Raw genomic sequence first — 19,137 nt, forward strand, 5'->3', positions numbered from 1 at the left:
ATCAATGTCCCCCGGAGGCGCCGAGCGAAAACAGCTCGGACGGCATCAGCAAGAGTTCCAGAGCCAGTTTCCCGCAGACCACAAGAACCATCAGAGCCAGCAGAACACGAAGCTGCTCTGCCTTGAGATACACACCGATCCGGGTGCCGATCTGGGCACCAATGACGCCGCCGACCAGCAGCAAAACGGCCAGAACGATATCAACCGTATAGTTCGTCGTGGCGTGCAGCATGGTTGTGAAAGCGGTAACCATGATGATCTGGAACAGCGACGTGCCCACAACCACCTTGGTCGGCATTCCGAGGATGTAGATCATCGCAGGAACCATGATGAAGCCACCGCCGACACCCATGATGGCGGCCAGGATACCCACGGCAATGCCCACCAGGATGGGGGGGATGACCGAAATGTACAGGCCCGACGTGCGAAACCGCATCTTGAAGGGCAGGGCATGAACCCAGCCGCGCTGGCGGCGAGGGGCAGGCGCAGCCCCGGTTTTCTTGGCCTTGCGGATGGCGTTCAAGCTTTCGATGAACATCAACCCGCCGACGATGCCCAGGAACACGACGTAACACAATTTGACCAGCAGATCGACCTGACCCAGCGCCTTGAGATAGTTGAACACAACCACCCCGATGGCCGCGCCGATCAAACCTCCGACCTGTAGGACCAACCCCATCTTTATGTCGACCGTTCGTCGTTTGAAATGCGCCAGAACGCCGGAAAACGACGAAGCCACAATCTGGTTCGCTTCGGTTGCCACGGCCACAGCCGGGGGGATGCCGATAAAGAACAGCAACGGGGTCATCAGAAAGCCACCGCCAACACCAAACATGCCGGAAAGAACACCGACCATGCCGCCCAGACCGAGCAGCAGGAATGCGTTGACGGAAACTTCTGCAATGGGGAGGTATATCTGCATGACCCTTGTTAGACTGTTGGGCCGTGCAAAATCAATATGCTATGCCGCCGCGCAGCAAATGGACTGATGCGCGGCGAATAACTGGACTTAACCGTCAGCGTTCCTTGACATAAGGTTCGCCGCCGGCGCGGGGGGGAATGGCCTTGCCGACAAAGCCTGCCAGAATGACAACCGTCAGGATATAGGGCAGCGCATCCATCATCTGAACCGGAATGGTAAAACCGCCCAATTCGATGCTTTGGAACCGAAGGGCAACGGCCTGAAGCAGCCCGAACAGCAGACAGGCCGCCATGGCATGCCAGGGACGCCATTTTGCAAAGATCAGTGCTGCCAGCGCAATGAACCCGCGTCCCGCCGTCATGTCCTTGACAAACCCGGCCTGCAGCGCGGTGGCCAGATAGGCACCGGCAATGCCGCACAGGACCCCACAGATGGCCACAGCCGCATAGCGCAGCCCGACAACGGACACACCGGCGGTATCCACCGCCGCCGGGTTTTCCCCGACCGCGCGCAGGCGCAGCCCGAATCGCGTGCGATACAGCACCCACCAGGTGGCCGGGACTGCCAGAAACGCCAGATAGACCAGGATCGAGTGCCCCGATAGCAATTCGGAATAGATCGGGCCGATCACCGGCACATCTGCCATGGCTTCGGCAAAGGGGAACTCAATCGGGGTGAACCGCCCTCCGGTCAACAGAGCGGGGGTGCGCCCCCCCTGTTTGAACCAGTCCTGGGCCACCAGCACGGTCATGCCCGCCGCGAGAAAATTGATGGCGACGCCTGAAATCAGCTGGTTGCCGCGAAAGGTGATCGATGCCAGCCCGTGCAGCCCGCTCAGCACCAGAGAGGATGCAATCCCGGCCAACAGGCCCAGCCAGACAGATCCGGTGGTGGCGGCGACGGCCGCCGAAAAGAAGGCCGCCATCAGCATCTTGCCTTCGAGCCCGATGTCAAAAATCCCGGCGCGTTCGGAATACAAACCCGCCAGACAGGCCAGCAACAACGGGGTCGCCAGACGGATTGTGCTGTCGAACACCTGGATGAGTGTCAGGAAATCCATCATGCTTTCCCCCGGCGCAGCATCAGGAACAGTTTTTCGATCGGCATCCGCACCATATTGTCCAAAGCTCCGGTGAACAGGATAACCAGCGCCTGAATGACCACGATCAATTCGCGCGGGATCGACGTCCACAATGCCAATTCAGCGCCACCCTGATAGAGAAACCCAAACAGGATTGCCGCCAGGAACACGCCAAACGGATGAGATCGCCCCATCAGCGCCACGGCAATGCCGATGAACCCGGCCCCTTCAGTGGAATTCAGCACCAGCCGTTCGGCTTCGCCCATGACGTTGTTGGTGGCCATCATCCCGGCCAGCCCTCCGGAAATCAGCATGGCGATCATGGTGATCTTGACCGGGCTGATCCCGGCATAGAGCGCGCCGGTTTCCGAATGCCCATAGGCGCGGATTTCATATCCCAAGCGGGTGCGCCAGATCAGCAGCCAAACCGCGACACAGGCCGCAATGGCAACCAGAAAGCTGACGTTTGCTGGCGCGGCTTTGGAGAAGGCAATGCCAAAAGGGGCCAGAATGTCATGCAGGGTGGGCAGATGTACCGCTTCGGGGAACCGGGCGCTGGCCGGGTCCATCGATCCGACAGGGCGCAGCAGATTGACCAGCACATAGTTCAGCAATGCGGCGGCAATGAAGTTGAACATGATCGTGGTGATCACGATATGGCTGCCGCGTTTGGCCTGAAGATAGGCCGGGATCGCCGCCCAGGCGGCCCCGAATATGGCGGACCCCAGCGCCGCAAAGATCAGCGCCAGCGACCAATGTGGCCAGGGAATATACAGACAGACCAAAGCGACGCCCAACCCGCCCAGCATCGCCTGTCCTTCGCCGCCGATGTTGAACATGCGCGCGTGAAAGGCTACGGCGACTGCCAGTCCGGTGAACAGAAAATTGGTCGCGTAATAGAGCGTATAGCCCCACCCATAGGTGGATCCCAACGCCCCCGACACCATCAGTTTGACCGCGGCAACCGGGTCTTCGCCGATGCCCAGGATCACCAGCGCCGACAGGAGGGCGGCCAGGATCAGGCTGATCAGCGGAATCAGGACCACATCGGCCCATTTTGGCATTACGTCCATGGTCAGGCGGCCTCCCCGGATACACCGGCCATCAACAGGCCCAGCTCTTTTTCGTCGGTTTCATGAGGCAGGCGTTCGCCCATGACATGCCCGTCAAACATGACCGCGACGCGATCAGACAGCGCCAGGATCTCTTCCAGCTCGACCGAGACCAGCAGCACAGCCTTGCCCTGGTCGCGCAGATCCACGATCTGTTTGTGAATGAATTCGATGGCACCGATGTCGACGCCGCGCGTGGGTTGACCGACCAGAAGCAATTCGGGATTGCGTTCGATTTCCCGTGCCACGACAATCTTCTGCTGGTTGCCGCCGCTGAAATTCTTGGCCGCGAGCCAGGGATCGGGCGGGCGGACGTCGAATTTTTCCATCTTGTCAGCAGTGTCGTCGCGCAGGGCCGCGTTGTTCATCAGAATACCGTTCTGGTATTCGGGGGTATGGTGATAGCCAAAGGCCACATTTTCCCAGGCGTGGAAATCCATGATCAGCCCTTCGCGTTGGCGATCCTCGGGCACATGCGCAACATGAGCGCTGCGCCGTGCCTGACCATCTGATCCCGGACCCGACAGGGGCAGGGGGTGACCGTTCAGCCGAATGGTTCCGGTGCCATGCTGCATGCCACCCAATACGTTCAACAGTTCGGACTGCCCGTTGCCGGCAACCCCGGCGATGCCCAGGATTTCTCCGGCGCGGACATTCAGGTTGATCCCTTTGACCCGCTCGACACCGGCGTCATCCACCACGCGCAGGTTTTCAATCTCAAGCACGGGTTTGCCCGGTTTTGCGGGCACTTTGTCAACCCGCAGCAACACCTTGCGGCCCACCATCAGTTCGGCCAGATGTTCTGGGCTGGTTTCGGATGTTTTGACGGTGGCGGTCATTTCACCGCGTCGCATCACCGACACGGTGTCGGTGGTTTCCATGATCTCGCGCAGCTTGTGGGTGATCAGGATGATGGTCTTTCCCTCTTCGCGCAGCCGGTGCAGGATGCGAAACAGCTGATCGGCTTCGGCCGGGGTCAGAACCCCGGTGGGTTCGTCCAGGATCAGAATGTCGGCCTGCCGGTACAGCGCCTTGAGGATTTCGACCCGCTGTTGCATGCCGACGCCGATCTCTTCGATCAGCGCGTCGGGGTCGACGTTCAACTCGTATTCCGCGGCCAGCTCCTTGAGCGATTTGCGCGCCTTGGCCAGCGAGGGGCGCAGCAGGCGGCCATCTTCGGCACCCAAGATGATGTTTTCCAGAACGGTGAAGTTTTCGACCAGTTTGAAATGCTGGAACACCATGCCGATGCCCGCGGCAATGGCGGCCTGGCTATCGGGGATTTCAGTGCGTTTGCCGTGGATCCAGACTTCGCCTTTGTCGGCTTTGTAGAACCCGTAGAGAATGCTCATCAGTGTGGATTTGCCGGCACCGTTTTCACCGATGATTCCGTGGATGGTTCCGGGGGCGACGCTGATAGAGATGTCCTTGTTGGCCTGAACCGGGCCAAAGGCCTTGGAAATGCCTTTCAGCTCAATGGCGGGGGCGGTCATATGATGTCCTCGATTGGCCAGCGGCCGGATGCAGCCCTGCCGCCCCGGAAATCCCTGTTTTGAAAGGGTTTGCAGGGGGCAAGGTTGCCAGGAAGTGCGAGGCGGACAGGTGCCCGCCTGCGCGATTCAGATCAGAATTTGATCGCCGGGCAGGTGTCGTTGTCGTAATAGCTGACAACATTCAGCTCGCCGTCGATGATCTTTTGACGGGCCGCGTCCACGGCTGCCTTCATCTCGGCCGAGACCAGAGGGGCGTTGTTGTCATCCAGCGCATAGCCCACACCTTCTTCGGCCAGACCCATGTTGAACACACCGGTTTCCAGATCCGCGCCCGCCTTCATCGCGTCATAGACGGCCACGTCTACGCGTTTCAGCATCGAGGTCAGGACCTTGCCCGGATGCAGGTGGTTCTGGTTGCTGTCCACACCGATCGACAGGATGCCCTCATCCGCTGCGGTTTGCAGAACACCCACACCGGTGCCACCGGCGGCTGCATAAATCACGTCTGCGCCCTGGCTGATCTGTGCCTTGGTCAGTTCCGATCCCTTGACCGGGTCATTCCAGGCCGCCGGGGTGGTGCCGGTCATATTGGCAATGACGGTTGCGTCGGGGTTCACGGCCATTACGCCCTGGGCATAACCACAGCCAAAGTGACGGATCAGCGGAATGTCCATGCCGCCGACAAAGCCGACAGTGTTCGATTTCGACGCCATCGCCGCCATCATGCCAACCAGATACGATCCTTCGTGTTCGGCAAAGCCGATCTGGCGAATGTTGGGCGCATCCAGCCAAGTGACGTCAACGGCGACGAATTTGGTATCAGGATAATCTGCTGCAACTGCGCTGAGCGGGTCAGCCATGGCAAAGCCCATGGTGATCACCGGGTTGGCGCCGACTTCGGCAAACCGGCGCAGGGCCTGTTCACGCTGGGCTTCGGATTGCAGTTCGATTTCGCGGAAGGTGCCGCCGGTTTCTTCGGCCCAACGCTGCGCGCCGCCAAAGGCCGCTTCGTTGAAAGATTTGTCGAACTTGCCGCCAAGGTCAAAGATCAGCGCAGGTTCCGCCAGCGCGGCACCAGCAGTCAAGGCCAGCGTTGCAGCAGCTCCCATCAGGGATTTCATCAGGGTCATAAAGGGTACTCCCGGGTTTGTTCTTGTTTGGAGCGGATGCGTTTTCCGCCCATGTCAGGCCAATGCCTGATCGAGTGCGACAATTTAGGACGCAGCAACAAGACAGGGTCAACCGCTTTTTTGACCTTTTGGTCCGGGATTTAAGGTGGTTTTCCTAAGGTAAGGGTCGGCTCAGGACCAAAGCGTCCACAGCGGGGCCGGATTCACGCGGGTAATACCCGCGCCGGCATCCGACCTGTGCAAAGCCGAACGCGTCATACAATTGCACAGCAGCGAAATTGTCGGCACCGACCTCAAGAAACGCCGTGTTCCCCCCCAGATCAATCGCGCGACTCAGCCAACGCGACATCCTTTCACGGGCCAGCCCCTGACGTTGAACCTTTGGGTGAGTGGCAAGGGTCAGCAACTCTGCCTCTCCGACGATCACACGCCCAAGAGCAAAGCATTGGGCGTCGCCAACCAGAAAGGTGAACCGGTCGCTCAGGAGATCCCGGAATTCATCGCTGCTCCACGGGCGCGCGTTGGCAAAGGCCGCAGCGTGGGTGTGGGCCAGCGTGTCCGGAGTCATGCGTCCAACAGGGCCGGGGGCACATCGCGCGACGGCGCGGCATCTGCCGGGCGCAGGTACAACGGCGCAGGCGGTTCGGTTGTGGTCTGGTACTGGGCGGCAGCGTGGCGCGCGATCGCCTCGGGCAGGCCGAGGGGGCTGGGGTCGGCATTCAGGGCCAATCCCAGGCGATCCGCCGTTGCCCGCGCGTCGTCTTCGGTGGTCAGGCGGGCCGGGCCGTCGGGCGGGGCGATGTACATCTGGCCACGCGGCGCAGCAATCGCCGGAAGCGTTCCGGGCGCGCGGCGGGCGTCAAAACCATCAACCCCGACAGCTGGGATATCCAGCCCCAACACCAAACCGCGCGCAGCAGAGACAGCAATGCGAATTCCGGTGAAATTGCCGGGGCCAATGCCGACGCCGATCGCGGTCAGGTCACGCCAGGTTACGCCACCTTCGGCCAGAACGTCTTCCAGCAGCGGCATCAACCGTTCGGCCTGACCGCGCGCCATCTCTTCGGTGCGTGAAACCAGCACCCGATCACCGGACAACAAAGCGGCCGCGCAATGCGCGGCCGATGTGTCAAAGCCGAGGATCAGTGGTTCAGACGTCATCATGGGTGTGTGCCGTTGCTCAGACGGCAACAGGGCGGACCTCGGTCACTTCGGGAATATAGTGGCGCAGCAGGTTTTCGATGCCCATTTTCAGCGTCAAGGTCGATGACGGGCAACCTGCGCAGGCACCCTGCATGTGCAGATAAACAACGCCACGATCAAAACCGTGGAAGGTGATATCGCCGCCGTCCTGCGCCACAGCCGGACGCACGCGGCTGTCCAGCAGATCCTTGATCTGATCAACGATTTCCGAATTCTCGCCGGTGTGTTCGGCATGGCCCGATGCGGCGGGGCCGTCGCCTTCGATGACCGGCTGTCCAGATTGGTAATGTTCCATCACCGCGCCCAGAACCGCCGGTTTGATGTGGTCCCAATCCACGTCTTCGGATTTGGTCACTGTCACAAAATCATTTCCCAGAAACACACCTGTGACGCCATTGACGGCAAAGACGCGGCGCGCCAACGGTGATTTGTCAGCGGTGTCGGAGCTGGGGAAATCGGCGGTACCTGCCTCCAGAACGGTCTGCCCAGGCAGGAATTTCAGCGTCGCCGGGTTGGGCGTGGATTCGGTCTGAATGAACATGGCAGTTCTCCGTTTTCGGTTGCCCCTGATATGCGGTCCACAGCAGGGTAAGTCAAGGTTTGGAATGATTCTAAACCGTGGCAGCGGCGGCCAAAGCCTGTTCCAGACGGTCGTCACCCCAAAACAGATCCCCATTGACGACAAAGCTGGGCGCGCCAAAAATGTCCAGCGCCGACGCCCGGTCCCCCTGTTGGCGCAGCCGGGCTTTGATCTCGTCAGAGCGAGCAAGGTCCAGCAAGGCCACGGGCAACCCCACCGCAATCAGGCACTGGGACAGGGTTTCCGGGGACGAAATGTCCTGTCGGTTCCCGAATTGGGCACCATAGATGGCCCTGACCAATGCCCCGACCTGATCCGGCGACTGGGCACCCGCCTGTGCTGCCAGCACCAGACGCGCCGCGCCCACGCCATTCTGCGGGAAGGGATCAGGTTTGTGAAACGCCAGGCCGCGCCGGGCACAGATCCGTTCCATATCGCGCCACATATAGCGTCCCTTGGCCGGATACAGGTTGAACGGAGAAGTCTTCCACCCCTGGGCGTGAAAGATCGGCCCCAACAGAAAGGGATGCCAGTCGATGGCCACGCCTGCGCGGGCAGCCATCTGTTCGATGCGCATGGTGCTGAGATAGGAATAAGTCGAGGCGAATTCGAACCAGAATGCGACACGCCCGCCCATGAGAGCCCTCAGGTGATCTCTTCGAGCTTTTCCTTGCTCAAATCGCCGGGGACGATGGTGATCGGAATCGGCAGGGATCCGGACGATTTGGTCAATTGGCTGACCAGCGGGCCGGGGCCCTTGCGGTCGGTCCCGGCACCCAGAACCAGAACGCCGATTTCGGGGTCGGACCCGATATAATCCAAGATCTCCGGCACGGCTTCGCCTTCGCGGATCACCAGTTCGGGATCCACGTTCTGACGGTCCCGCATCCACTTCGCAAAGACTTCGAAATGGGCATGAATCCGTTCCCGCGCCTCTTCACGCATCATCGTGCCAACGCCGATCCAATGGTTGAACTCATCTGGTGGGATGACCGACAGAATCGTCACCCCGGCCCCGGTATGCGCGGCGCGCATCGCGGCAAACCGCATGGCATTCAGGCATTCTCGGCTGTCATCCAGTACCACAAGGAATTTACGCATCTCAGTCTCTCTTTGGTCCGTCTGAGATCATGACGCAATGCGCCCGACCACGCAACAACAGCCTGTAGGTCCAGATGATTTCAGCGATTGGACGCGGCCCAGTCCCAATACATCTCGCGCACGCGCCGGGTGATCGGACCAACCTGGTATTGCGTGTCGTCAAAGGCGGTGACGGGGGTGACCTTGGACATGTTGCCAGACAAAAAGATCTCGTCGGCGTCCTGGAAATCTTCGAATGTCAGCACGGATTCATGGACCTTTGTCCCATCTGCCGCCAGATTCGAGATATGGCGCGCCCGCGTAATTCCGCTCAGGAACGTGCCATTGGCGATGGGGGTGAACACTTCGCCATCCTTGACCATAAAGACATTGGCGGTTGCGGTTTCGGCCACATTGCCCATGGCGTCCGCAACCAGGGCATTTGCAAAGCCTTTGGACCGGGCTTCGACCAGCATCCGGGCATTGTTGGGATAGAGGCATCCGGCCTTGGCGTTGACCACGGCGCTTTCCAGAACGGGACGGCGGAACCGGGTGCGGGTCAGCGTGGTGCTGGCGGTCGAAGGGGCCATCGGGATCTCTTCCAGACAGATGGCAAACCCGGTCTCGTCCGGTTGCGGGACGATGGCGGTCGGATCGCCATGAATGCCCCAGTACATGGGTCGGATATAGACGGCAGCACCGGGGTCATACAGCTTTAGCCCCTCACGCACGATGTCGACCATCTCGTCTGCCGTGCAGGTCGGGGTCAGCATCAGCGAGGCCGCCGAGCGGTTGGTCCGGGCGCAATGGGCATCCAGATCCGGGGTTAGCCCGTCGAACATTCTGGCACCGTCAAAAACGGTGGATCCCAGCCAGGCACCATGATCGGCGGCATGGATGATCGGGGCATTGCCGTCGTGCCAGGTGCCGTTGAAATAGGTGCGGATATTCTTGCCGGTTGCCATCTCGGACCCTCCCAGGAACATAGTGATGGCAAAAGCCTAGGTCTGGACTGGGTCAGAAGTCCAGACCCTTTTACATCCGAGCCGCAGGCCCGACAGATCAGGAAGGCCGGGCTGTGATCCTCACCCGGATAGGTGCAAGCGGTAAAGGCGTTGAGCTTTTCGATCTTGTGGGCAAAGCCGTTCTTGACCAAGAAATCCAGCGCCCGATAGGCCACTGGCGGTTGCGAACCCAGCCCTTCTTGGCGCAGCTGATCCAGGATTTCATAGGCGCCCATGGCGTTGTGCTGTTGCAGCAGGATTTCCAGAACCCGCCGGCGCACCGGAGTCAATTGCAGACCTTGTTGGCGACAATGATCGTCGACGGCCGCAACACCCGAAGAGATGCAGGCCGCGTGGTCGTGTTGTTCGAACCCGATGGGATCCATGAGCGAAGTCTCCGCATTTATGGAGTCAGAATATTTGGTCTTGATATGTGATACTATCACATCTATCAAGCGCGGCAATGTTATAAGATTACACTGGAGAGATCCATGCGCTTGCCTACCTCTTTGATTGCCTGTGTCGCAGCGACCTGCAGTATTGTTTCAACAGCTGATGCGGAGGTGCCGCAGGTCGTGACCGATATTGCGCCGATCCAATCGCTGGTGGCCCGGGTGATGGTGGGAGTCGGGGAGCCCGAGGCATTGTTGCGCCCAGGCGAGTCGCCGCATGATTATGCGTTGCGCCCGTCTCGGGCCCGATTGCTGGCGGACGCGGACATGGTGGTCTGGACGGGCGAGGCGCTGACCCCTTGGTTGGAGCAACCGCTCGATACGCTCGCAGGTGATGCGACGCGGATCGAATTGATGGCGGTGGAGGGCACTGTGCTGTGGCCCGTACGGGATGTGGCTGTGTTTGAGGACCATCACGACGATGATGGCCACGATGACGAGGGCCATGACGATGACGGCCACGACGGCGATGGCCACGATGAGGGTCACGCCGATGATCACGCCGATGATCACGACGGTGATGAACAGCACGGCGACGATCACGACGGCGATGGCGATCATGAAGTCGACCACGCGGCGCATATGGGAATGGACGCCCATGTGTGGCTCGACCCGGTGAATGGTCAGCTGTGGTTGGGCGTCATCGCGGCCGAGCTATCCCGTCTCGATCCTGATAACTCCGAGACCTATGCCGCGAACGCCCAAGCTGGTCAGGCGGAGCTTCAGACGGCCATGCGGCAGATCGCCGAACAGCTGGCCCCGGTCAAGGATCGCCGCTTTATGGTGTTCCACGATGCGTATCAATATTTCGACCGCCGCTTTGATCTGAGTATTGCCGCCGCAGTGATGTCTGGCGATGCGGCAATGCCCGGTGCGGCCCGGGTCGCCGAAGTCCGAAACGCAGTGCTCGAACAGGGCATCACCTGTGCCTTTGCCGAACCACAGTTCAACCCCGGCCTGTTTTCTGCCGTCTTCAACGACGGACCGGCCAATATTGCAATCCTGGATCCGGTCGGGGCCGAGCTGGCCACAGGTGCTGGGCTGTATGAGGCGGTGTTGCGCGATCTGGCAGACAACATTGCAAAGTGTTGAGCCTGCAACGCATCCGTTGAGGGCGTGGGCCACAGGGTAGCGCAGCTGGACCGGAAGACGGGTCAGCCGCGCGTGATCCACTCCTGAAAGGCCAGGGCGGCGGGCGTGTCTGCCGCGCGTGGCGTGATACAGCAGAAGTAGCCGCGATCGGTGTGCCATGTGCGTGTGCAGGCCGGTACCAGCGATCCGCTGGCCAGAAGTTCGTCAATCAGGCGTCCCCACCCCAATCCGATCCCGTTGCCCATCTGGATGGCGCGTAGATAGACCATATAGCTGAGGATCCGCTCAAAGGACCGCGGTTCGGGCGGCATCAGGTTGGTTTCGGCAAAATACAGCCCCCAGTCGCCGCCATGATCCGGGCTGGACATATGCAGGAGATGCTGGTTGGCCAGATCGGCCAACGGCAAAGGGGTATCATTCCTCAGATAACCGGGTGCGCAGACCGGTATGAGTTCTTCGTTAAAGATCATCTTGGCCGACATGCCGACCGGGCCCCGCGCCCCGAATACCACCGTGATGTCACATAGGGCAGGGTCGTAGTCGGGGTTTTGGTCGCGGGTCACGACTTCGAGCCTGACATCGGGAAACCGCGCCTGAAATTCCGCCATGCGCGGCAGAAGGTACAGCGATGTGAACCCGATTGCGGCATTCACCACGATCACATCGTCCCGCTGGACCTGCTGGACAGAGCGCGCGCCGTTGCGAATGGCCTCCAACCCCGACGAAACAGCCGCAAACAGGGTTTCACCTTCCGGTGTCAGGGTCAGATTGGGTTTGCTGCGAAGAAACAGTTTGACACCCAGGGCGGCTTCCAACGCGCCGATCTGACGTGAGATCGCAGGTTGTTGCACGTTCAGTTCGATGGCCGACCGCGAAAAGCTGAGATGGCGCGCGGCCGCTTCAAAGGCCTGAAACTGACTGAGTGGAGGGAGAGTTTTCATCGTTGGATCATTCCCTGATTGAATGATGAGTATTCATCATTTCCGCGTTTTTTTGCAAAAGCAAGGGGGCTAGGGTTTCAGTGTCGATACACTGTGGGACCACGGCGATGCAGAAACTGGACATATTGGCGCTGGGCGGCGACGGGATTGGTCCCGAAGTGCTCGAAGCCGGGTTGGCGGTGGCTGAAACAGTCGCCGGGCGGAATGATCTGCAGCTGAATGTGCAGCATGATCTGCTGCATGGGGCGGCCTGGGACCAGCACGGAACCTTTCTGCATGACGAAACTCTGGCACGGGCGAAATCTGCGGATGCGGTTCTGGTGGGGGCTGTGGGTGGGCCGCAATGGGATGATATCCGGGTCGACGGCGGCCCCGAGATGCAGGACGGATTGATGCGTCTGCGTCACGCGCTGGACAGTTTTGCCGGACTGCGTCCGGCGCGGTTCTGGGCACCGTTGGCAGAGCGCACCCCCTTTCGGCCGGGGGTGGCCGAAGATGCCGACATCATGGTTCTGCGCGAGATGTGCGGGGGCGTGATGTTCGCGCAACCGCGGGGCCAGACCCTGCGGGACGGTGTGCGCTATGGCTATGACACCGCGGCCTATGACGACCGCGAAGTGAGCCGCATCATGCGTGCCGGGTTCGAACTGGCGCGTCAGCGGTCGGGCCGGATCGTATCGGCGGACAAAGCCAATGTGATGGAGAGCTACAAGCTGTGGCGACAGGTTGCAGACGAGGTGGCCGGGGAATTCCCAGACATGGCCCTGACCCATATGTATGCCGACAATTGCGCCTATCAGATGGCCCGTGACCCGGCCGCATTTGATGTGATCGTGGGGTGCAATCTGATTGGCGACTTCCTGAGCGACCTGGCCGCGGTCGTGTCCGGCAGCCTGGGCATGTTGCCCTCGGCCTGCCTGTGTGATGTGCCGGTTGTGGGCGCGCGGATCAAAGGGATCTACGAGCCGGTCCACGGCAGCGCACCCGATATAGCAGGACAGGGCATTGCCAACCCATTCGGCATGATCCTGAGCGTTGCGATGATGTTTCGCTATACCGTCGGGCGTCCGGATCTGCAGAGCCAGATTGAACAGGCCGTCGAGCGGGTTCTGAGCGCCGGAATCGGGACGCCTGATATTGGCGGGACGCATGCGACCCAGGATGTCGCCGACGCCGTGATCCGTGAGCTTGCACCATGAGCGACTGGGATTATGTCATTGCCGGGGCCGGGTCGGCAGGCTGTGTTCTGGCCGCGCGCCTGTGCGAAGATCCGACCACGCGGGTTCTGCTGATCGAAGCAGGAGGTCCGGCAAAAACAATCTTTGCCCGGATGCCCGCCGGGGTCGGCATGGTGCATTCGAACCCGAAGTATGACTGGGGGTATTTGAGCACGCCACAGCCAGGGTTGAACGGGCGGCAGATCTATTATCCGCGCGGCAAGGGGCTGGGCGGTTCGTCGTTGCTGAACGGGATGATCTATATCCGGGGCAATGCTGCTGACTATGACCGCTGGCGGCAAAAGGGGCTGGTGGGCTGGTCCTATGGCGATGTGCTGCCCTATTTTCGACGCTCGGCGGGCGCGCAGCACCGTGGCGGAGAGGCGCATCATGACACCACGGGTCCGCTCAAGGTGACACCGGCAGGGAACTATGACCGGATCAACCGGGTCTTTGTCGCGGCCTGCCAGCAGGCCGGGGCACCGGTGAATACGGATTTCAATGGCACCAGCCAGACCGGTGTCGGACGGCTGGACGTCAAGGCCAGCGGCGGGCTGCGCCAAAGCACGGCAGAGGCCTATCTGAACCCCGTTCCAAAGAACCTGACCGTGATGACCGGCTGCCCGGTGTTGAAGGTGGTGACCAAAGACCGCCGTGCGGTTGCGATCCTGACCCCGCAGGGGGAAATGCGGGCGCGGCACGAAGTGATCCTGTGTCTGGGGGCCTTTGAAACGCCCAAGGCGCTGATGCTGTCGGGCATCGGACCGGGCGCGCATCTGGCAGAGCACGGGATCGACATGGTTCAGGACCTGCCCGGGGTGGGGCAGACCTTGTATGACCACCCGAATATGCCGATGCAATTCGGCCTGCGCGACGCAAGCCTGTCGATGGCCCGGTTTCAGCGGCTGGATCGGGCGATGGTGATGGGGGCGCAATGGCTGTTTTCGCGGTCGGGGCCTGCGGCCTCTCCGTTCTGGGCCTCGGCCCTGTTTCACGCGATCCGCGATTCAGAGATGCCGGAACTGGAGGTGTTTTTCACCCCCATGGTTGTGCGCGAGGATTCGGCGGTGAACCAGAAGGGGTTCAGCCTGCAATCACTCAGCCATCTGGGCAAGGCGATGATTGCGCGGGGCAAGATCGCCGAGCCGGGGTTGCAGTTCGACATCAACCTGCTGCGCCCGCGCAGCTGCGGGCAGGTGCGGCTTGCCTCGGCGGATCCCCTGCAGGCGCCGGTGATTGATGCCGGCTATTTCAGCGATGACAGCGACTTTTTTGATCTGGTTGAAGGAATGCGGCACCTGCGCCGGGTGATGGCCCAGCCCGCCTTTGACGGTGTTGGTGACGCCGAGCTGAGCCCCGGTGCGGCCTGTCAAACCGATGAGGATCTGCGCCAATCGATCCGCGAGCTGGTCACCACCGGGCACCATCCGGCCTGCACCGCGCGGATCGGGGCCGAAGGCGACCCGGGCGCGGTACTGGACGGGGAATTCCGGGTGCGGGGGGTGCAGGGGCTGCGGGTTGTTGATGCCTCGGCTCTGCCTGACATGGTGAGTGGAAATATCGGCGCGCCTGTGATCATGTTGGCCGAACGGGCGGCGGATATGATCCGGGGACGTCCGCAACTGACGGCAAACGATCCAAGGGAGACTGCAGCATGAGTATGACATGCGGCGAAGCAACAATGCGCCTGTTGGCGAACTATGGTGTGACCACGGTGTTCGGCATTCCTGGCGTTCATACGTTGGACATCTGTCGGGGGCTGACAGGGGGGGGCAATTCAGGTGCGCTGCGCCATGTTCAGACCCGCAACGAACAGGGTGCCGGGTTCATGGCCGAAGGTTGGGCCCGGGCCACGGGTGAGGTCGGCGTTGCCGTGGTGATCTCCGGCCCCGGCGTGACCAATGCGGCCACGGCGTTGGGACAATGTTATGCCGACAGCCTGCCGATGTTACTGATTTCGGCAGAACCGGACAGCCATACCATCGGCAAGGGCTGGGGTGTGCTGCATGAAATCACCGAACAGAAGAAGGTGACCGAGCCGCTGACCGCGTTGTCGGCCACGGCCCGGCGCGCGGCAGATGTCCCCGAGCTGTTAGCCCAGGCGTTTTCGATCTTTGCCAGCCAGAGACCGCGTCCGGTGCATATCTCGTTGCCGATGGATGTGCAGGCCGAGATGGTCGAAGGTGATTGGCAACCGGTGCGCCTGCCGGACCGCCCGGAACCGGCAGCGGGCAAGCTGCCGACGGCGGCGGCAATGCTCAAGGACGCACAGCGCCCGGTGATCATGGTCGGCGGCGGGGCGACCGAAGCCTCTGGTGGGTTGGCCAAGGCGGTCGAACGTTGTGGCGCGGTGGTGATTTCATCAACGGCGGGCAAGGGTATCTTGCCGGACGATCACCCGCTGCACCTGAGCGGGTCGACCGTGCGCCCCGAGGTGCGCGACTATCTGGCCACGGCGGATGTGATATTGGCAGTCGGCACCGAACTGGCCGAAACCGACAGCTTTGTCGAGCGGCTGGAACTGAACGGAGATCTTATCCGACTCGACATTGATCCCCACAAGATCAATGACTTCTACCCGGCGACATTGGGAATAATCGGTGACGCAGGGCCATCTATGGACGATTTGGCGGCCTATTTGTCAGATCATGATTGTCGGGCGGTCAGGGCCGCGGGCACGGCGGCGGTGGCGTCAATCCGCGAACAGATCCGGGCCAATCTGACTGTGTCAGAGCGTAAGCATCTGAAGTTCCTGAATATCCTGCGCGAGGTGGCACCAGAACGAACGGTGTTTTCTGGGGATGCCTGCCAGCTGGTCTATACCGGAGCCTTTGCCTTTGATGTGCAAAAGCCGCGCCAGTGGTTCTATCCGGCCGGGTTCTGTGCTTTGGGCAATGGGCTGCCCAATGCAGTGGGGGCCAAGATGGCTCGCCCCGAAACACCGGTTGTGGTGCTCGCCGGGGATGGTGGGTTCATGTTTACCATGCCCGAGCTGATGGTGGCCGCCGAACTGGGATTGTCGCTGCCTATCATCATCTGGGAAAATGGCGGGTTGAAACAAATCCAGGACGACATGGACCTGCGCAGTATCCAGCGCGTCGGGGTCGACGGGATGAACCCGGACTTTGTTGCATTGGCGCAGGCGTGCCAGTGCCATGCGCATCGGCCAGAGAGCGAAAAGGCGTTTCGAAATGCCTTTGGTGCCGCGCTGTCGGCTGATCGTCCCACCGTGATCGTCGTACAGGAGGAGGCCGAATGGTTGAGGTGATCGCCGTGTCCCGCCCAATGCAGCAATGCGGTTTCAATCGCCTTGCCTGAGATCTTTGAGGATAATCAATGACTGACGTTCGAACCTTCGGGTATTTTGTCAACAACGCCTGGCACGAGCCGGCTTCGGGACAATATTTCGATAGTGAAAATCCGGCCGACGGTCGCGTGTGGGCCAGGGTTCCCGATTGCCGGTCGCAAGATGTGAACCGGGCGGTGGCGGCTGCCAAATCCGCCTTTTACGGCGGTCCCTGGGGGCGGATGATGCCCGCAGAACGGGGGCGGGTGCTGCGCCGGATTGGGGATGTGATCAGCACGCATGCCGACCGGCTGGGCGTCATGGAAACCCGCGACAATGGCAAGCTGCCCGGGGCCATCACTCCTGGTCTGCGTTCTGGCCAGTGGCAGGTGGACAGTTGGCATTACTATGCTGGCCTGTGTGACAAGTTCGAAGGCCGGGTTATCCCGGCCGAGGCGCCCAACATCCACAATTACGTCAAATGGGAACCCTTTGGCGTGGTCGGCCAGATCCTGCCCTGGAATTCGCCATTGGGAACCCTGATCTGGAAGCTCGCCCCCTGTCTGGCTGCTGGGAACACGGTGGTTCTGAAACCATCCGAACACTCTTCCTGTTCGACGCTCGAGTTGATGGATGTGTTGCTCGAGGCAGATCTGCCACCGGGGGTGTTGAATGTGGTGACCGGTTTTGGCCGCACCACGGGCGAGCCGCTGATCGATCATCCGGATGTCCGCATGGTCTCCTTTACCGGTGGCACCGCGGGGGGGCGGGCGGCGGCCAGCATCGCGGCCCGTCAGGTCAAACCCATCGTGATGGAGTTGGGCGGCAAATCTCCCCAAATCGTGCTGCCGGACGCCGACCTGGATCTGGCCGTGAATGGCGTGGCGGCGGGGATCTTTCCGGCAGGCGGTCAAAGCTGTATCTCGGGTTCGCGCCTGTTGGTGCATAAATCCGTGATCGACGCATTCACGGACAAGCTGGTCGAGGTTGTCAAAAAGGCCCGGGTGGGGGATCCGAATGATCCCGCGACCCAGATTGGCCCCATGGCCAACCGTCCGCATTACGAGTCCGTATTGCAGAAAATTGACGCGGCCGAGGCTGCCGGGCATCGGATGCTGCTGGATGGGCGCAGCGCCTGTCGCGATCAGGGGTATTACATTGGCCCGACAATCTTTGCCGATGTGCCAAACGGGTCGGATCTGGCTCAGACCGAAGTGTTCGGCCCGGTGGTGTCAACCGAAGCCTGGGAGGATGAGGTCGAGGTGATCCGCGCTGCCAATGACACGATCTTTGGTCTGGCTGCCGGGATCTGGTCGCGGGACGTGACCCGCGCCATGCGCATGGCCGACCGGATCGAAGCCGGGACCGTCTATATCAACAACTATTTCAACGCGGCCACCCAGTCCCCGGTAGGGGGGTACAAACAGTCTGGCTATGGGCGCGAAAACGGGTGGGAGGGGATGCGCTGTTTCCTACAGACCAAATCGGTCTGGCTCTCCACCGATCCGCATCAACCCGATCCTTTTGCAGACTGATAAAATCAGAGGGTACATCACATGACACCGGACCCCACGCCCAAGGCCGGCACCTGGAACCACCATCCGGATTTGCCGATTCCGGTGTCACCAATCCTCAGTTGGCCACCGCGCCCTGTCGCCTGGATCAAATGGATTGCGCAATATTGGCTGACGCTCAGTTCGGTCACGATCGAGCTGGCCCTGGCGTGGGGTGTCTATGCCTGGTTCCAACCCGAGTGGACCCAGATGCAGACCCTGTCTCCTGGGTGGATCGCCCAGATCTGGCTGCGCAATATCGTGTTGCTGACATTGGTGGCAGGAGGGCTGCATCTGTGGCTGATCACGCTAAAGCGGCAGGGCAGAACGCTGAAGTTCGACGCCCGCGACCAGACCGCCAGCAACGGGCATTTCACGTTTCGCAATCAGGTCTGGGACAATATGTTCTGGTCGCTGATCAGCGGCGTGGGGTTCTGGACCGCCTATGAGGTGCTGTATTTCTGGACTGCAGCCAATGGCTATGCGCCGCAGATCAATTTTGCCGACAACCCGATCTGGTTCATTGCCTGGCTGTTGATCCTTCCGATCTGGTCCAGCTTTCATTTCTATTGGGTGCATCGCTGGCTGCATTGGCCGCCATTGTATAAACTGGCGCACGCGCTGCATCACCGGAACATCAATATCGGTCCCTGGGCCGGGATTTCGATGCATCCGGTGGAAACAGCCATCTATTTCTCGTCCTTGCTGATCCATCTGGTGGTGCCATCACACCCGGTTCACGTGTTGTTCCATGCCTATCTGAACGGGCTGAACCCGGCGGTGTCGCATTCCGGTTTCGAAGGTATCGTGTCGGGTGGGCGCAGGCGTTTTAGTGCGGGAGATTTCTTTCACCAGCTGCACCATCGGTATTTCGAATGCAATTATGGAACCGCCGAGATGCCCTGGGATGTGATGTTTGGATCCTTTCATGACGGCAGCGACACCGCCACCCGCGCCACCCGGGAGCGCAAGAAACAGATGTACAGGTGAA

18 protein-coding genes and 1 pseudogene are annotated in these 19,137 nt (G+C 60.8%); 6 read left to right on the forward strand and 13 right to left on the reverse strand.

Annotated elements, in window-relative coordinates; all coding sequences use genetic code 11:
* Nucleotide 1 precedes the first annotated feature (1 nt).
* The 12 genes and pseudogenes from QEZ52_RS05385 to QEZ52_RS05440 form a co-directional block, all read right to left on the reverse strand.
* Nucleotides 2-922, reverse strand: a complete 921-nt coding sequence (locus QEZ52_RS05385; protein WP_406648476.1) for a sulfite exporter TauE/SafE family protein — start codon at nt 920-922, stop codon at nt 2-4.
* A 94-nt stretch (nt 923-1,016) separates the two neighbouring features.
* A complete protein-coding gene (locus tag QEZ52_RS05390) occupies nt 1,017-1,982 on the reverse strand; it encodes an ABC transporter permease (RefSeq protein ID WP_406650333.1) in 966 nt (321 codons plus the stop codon).
* The gene (locus QEZ52_RS05395; RefSeq protein ID WP_406648477.1) at nt 1,982-3,076 is read right to left on the reverse strand and encodes an ABC transporter permease; all 1,095 of its coding nucleotides are present in this window, start codon (nt 3,074-3,076) and stop codon (nt 1,982-1,984) included. The genes QEZ52_RS05390 and QEZ52_RS05395 overlap by 1 nt, the downstream gene beginning before the upstream one ends.
* A 2-nt stretch (nt 3,077-3,078) precedes the next feature.
* Entirely contained in the window at nt 3,079-4,608 is a 1,530-nt protein-coding gene (locus QEZ52_RS05400; protein WP_406648478.1) for an ABC transporter ATP-binding protein, read from the reverse strand.
* Between the two features lie 131 nt (nt 4,609-4,739).
* Nucleotides 4,740-5,738, reverse strand: a complete 999-nt coding sequence (locus QEZ52_RS05405; protein WP_406648479.1) for a BMP family protein — start codon at nt 5,736-5,738, stop codon at nt 4,740-4,742.
* A 154-nt stretch (nt 5,739-5,892) separates the two neighbouring features.
* On the reverse strand, nt 5,893-6,306 hold the full coding sequence (locus QEZ52_RS05410) for a GNAT family N-acetyltransferase (RefSeq protein ID WP_406648480.1): 414 nt from the start codon (nt 6,304-6,306) through the stop codon (nt 5,893-5,895).
* Nucleotides 6,303-6,899, reverse strand: coding sequence for a tRNA (adenosine(37)-N6)-threonylcarbamoyltransferase complex dimerization subunit type 1 TsaB (tsaB, locus tag QEZ52_RS05415; protein WP_406650336.1), 597 nt, complete (start codon nt 6,897-6,899; stop codon nt 6,303-6,305). Before tsaB ends, QEZ52_RS05410 begins: the two co-directional genes overlap by 4 nt.
* Before the next feature lie 19 nt (nt 6,900-6,918).
* On the reverse strand, nt 6,919-7,482 hold the full coding sequence (locus QEZ52_RS05420) for a NifU family protein (protein ID WP_406648481.1): 564 nt from the start codon (nt 7,480-7,482) through the stop codon (nt 6,919-6,921).
* A 70-nt stretch (nt 7,483-7,552) separates the two neighbouring features.
* Complete coding sequence (locus QEZ52_RS05425) at nt 7,553-8,158, reverse strand: 2-hydroxychromene-2-carboxylate isomerase (protein ID WP_406648482.1); 606 nt, start codon at nt 8,156-8,158, stop codon at nt 7,553-7,555.
* Nucleotides 8,159-8,166: 8 nt separating this feature from the next.
* A complete protein-coding gene (locus QEZ52_RS05430) occupies nt 8,167-8,622 on the reverse strand; it encodes a universal stress protein (RefSeq protein ID WP_406648483.1) in 456 nt (151 codons plus the stop codon).
* A gap of 80 nt (nt 8,623-8,702) precedes the next feature.
* Complete coding sequence (locus QEZ52_RS05435; protein WP_406648484.1) at nt 8,703-9,566, reverse strand: branched-chain amino acid aminotransferase; 864 nt, start codon at nt 9,564-9,566, stop codon at nt 8,703-8,705.
* A gap of 77 nt (nt 9,567-9,643) precedes the next feature.
* Nucleotides 9,644-9,991, reverse strand: a pseudogene (locus QEZ52_RS05440) (transcriptional repressor); the annotation flags it as partial.
* Nucleotides 9,992-10,096: 105 nt separating this feature from the next.
* Here QEZ52_RS05440 and QEZ52_RS05445 point away from each other — a divergent pair.
* Nucleotides 10,097-11,149, forward strand: a complete 1,053-nt coding sequence (locus tag QEZ52_RS05445) for a zinc ABC transporter substrate-binding protein (RefSeq protein WP_406648485.1) — start codon at nt 10,097-10,099, stop codon at nt 11,147-11,149.
* Between the two features lie 62 nt (nt 11,150-11,211).
* On the opposite strand, the gene QEZ52_RS05450 is transcribed toward QEZ52_RS05445, so the two are convergent.
* Nucleotides 11,212-12,090 (reverse strand): LysR substrate-binding domain-containing protein, encoded by an 879-nt coding sequence (locus QEZ52_RS05450; RefSeq protein WP_406648486.1) that lies wholly within the window; start codon nt 12,088-12,090, stop codon nt 11,212-11,214.
* Nucleotides 12,091-12,197: 107 nt separating this feature from the next.
* Here QEZ52_RS05450 and leuB point away from each other — a divergent pair, with 107 nt between their 5' ends.
* The 5 genes from leuB (at nt 12,198) to QEZ52_RS05475 (ending at nt 19,136) form a co-directional block, all read left to right on the forward strand.
* Nucleotides 12,198-13,289, forward strand: a complete 1,092-nt coding sequence (gene leuB, locus QEZ52_RS05455; RefSeq protein WP_406648487.1) for a 3-isopropylmalate dehydrogenase — start codon at nt 12,198-12,200, stop codon at nt 13,287-13,289.
* Nucleotides 13,286-14,965: a GMC family oxidoreductase gene (locus QEZ52_RS05460; protein WP_406648489.1), complete on the forward strand. Its 1,680-nt coding sequence runs from the start codon at nt 13,286-13,288 to the stop codon at nt 14,963-14,965. The genes leuB and QEZ52_RS05460 overlap by 4 nt, the downstream gene beginning before the upstream one ends.
* A complete protein-coding gene (locus tag QEZ52_RS05465; RefSeq protein ID WP_406648491.1) occupies nt 14,962-16,575 on the forward strand; it encodes a 5-guanidino-2-oxopentanoate decarboxylase in 1,614 nt (537 codons plus the stop codon). The genes QEZ52_RS05460 and QEZ52_RS05465 overlap by 4 nt, the downstream gene beginning before the upstream one ends.
* A 68-nt stretch (nt 16,576-16,643) precedes the next feature.
* Nucleotides 16,644-18,128: an aldehyde dehydrogenase gene (locus QEZ52_RS05470; RefSeq protein WP_406648492.1), complete on the forward strand. Its 1,485-nt coding sequence runs from the start codon at nt 16,644-16,646 to the stop codon at nt 18,126-18,128.
* Between the two features lie 21 nt (nt 18,129-18,149).
* Nucleotides 18,150-19,136 (forward strand): sterol desaturase family protein, encoded by a 987-nt coding sequence (locus QEZ52_RS05475; RefSeq protein WP_406648493.1) that lies wholly within the window; start codon nt 18,150-18,152, stop codon nt 19,134-19,136.
* Nucleotide 19,137: the final 1 nt, after the last annotated feature.

The organism is Aliisedimentitalea scapharcae (assembly GCF_045277565.1).
GTDB classification, from domain to species: domain Bacteria; phylum Pseudomonadota; class Alphaproteobacteria; order Rhodobacterales; family Rhodobacteraceae; genus Aliisedimentitalea; species Aliisedimentitalea scapharcae.

Excerpts from the sequence above, each read along its gene's own strand:
- QEZ52_RS05460 (WP_406648489.1), top strand. The coding sequence starts at position 13,286 with ATGAGCGACTGGGATTATGTCATTGCCGGGGCCGGGTCGGCAGGCTGT.
- QEZ52_RS05420 (WP_406648481.1), bottom strand. The coding sequence starts at position 7,482 with ATGTTCATTCAGACCGAATCCACGCCCAACCCGGCGACGCTGAAATTC.
- QEZ52_RS05475 (WP_406648493.1), top strand. The coding sequence starts at position 18,150 with ATGACACCGGACCCCACGCCCAAGGCCGGCACCTGGAACCACCATCCG.
- QEZ52_RS05465 (WP_406648491.1), top strand. The coding sequence starts at position 14,962 with ATGAGTATGACATGCGGCGAAGCAACAATGCGCCTGTTGGCGAACTAT.
- QEZ52_RS05400 (WP_406648478.1), bottom strand. The coding sequence starts at position 4,608 with ATGACCGCCCCCGCCATTGAGCTGAAAGGCATTTCCAAGGCCTTTGGC.
- tsaB (WP_406650336.1), bottom strand. The coding sequence starts at position 6,899 with ATGACGTCTGAACCACTGATCCTCGGCTTTGACACATCGGCCGCGCAT.
- QEZ52_RS05385 (WP_406648476.1), bottom strand. The coding sequence starts at position 922 with ATGCAGATATACCTCCCCATTGCAGAAGTTTCCGTCAACGCATTCCTG.
- QEZ52_RS05405 (WP_406648479.1), bottom strand. The coding sequence starts at position 5,738 with ATGACCCTGATGAAATCCCTGATGGGAGCTGCTGCAACGCTGGCCTTG.
- QEZ52_RS05390 (WP_406650333.1), bottom strand. The coding sequence starts at position 1,982 with ATGGATTTCCTGACACTCATCCAGGTGTTCGACAGCACAATCCGTCTG.
- QEZ52_RS05445 (WP_406648485.1), top strand. The coding sequence starts at position 10,097 with ATGCGCTTGCCTACCTCTTTGATTGCCTGTGTCGCAGCGACCTGCAGT.
- QEZ52_RS05410 (WP_406648480.1), bottom strand. The coding sequence starts at position 6,306 with ATGACTCCGGACACGCTGGCCCACACCCACGCTGCGGCCTTTGCCAAC.
- QEZ52_RS05395 (WP_406648477.1), bottom strand. The coding sequence starts at position 3,076 with ATGGACGTAATGCCAAAATGGGCCGATGTGGTCCTGATTCCGCTGATC.
- leuB (WP_406648487.1), top strand. The coding sequence starts at position 12,198 with ATGCAGAAACTGGACATATTGGCGCTGGGCGGCGACGGGATTGGTCCC.
- QEZ52_RS05435 (WP_406648484.1), bottom strand. The coding sequence starts at position 9,566 with ATGGCAACCGGCAAGAATATCCGCACCTATTTCAACGGCACCTGGCAC.
- QEZ52_RS05470 (WP_406648492.1), top strand. The coding sequence starts at position 16,644 with ATGACTGACGTTCGAACCTTCGGGTATTTTGTCAACAACGCCTGGCAC.
- QEZ52_RS05430 (WP_406648483.1), bottom strand. The coding sequence starts at position 8,622 with ATGCGTAAATTCCTTGTGGTACTGGATGACAGCCGAGAATGCCTGAAT.
- QEZ52_RS05425 (WP_406648482.1), bottom strand. The coding sequence starts at position 8,158 with ATGGGCGGGCGTGTCGCATTCTGGTTCGAATTCGCCTCGACTTATTCC.
- QEZ52_RS05450 (WP_406648486.1), bottom strand. The coding sequence starts at position 12,090 with ATGAAAACTCTCCCTCCACTCAGTCAGTTTCAGGCCTTTGAAGCGGCC.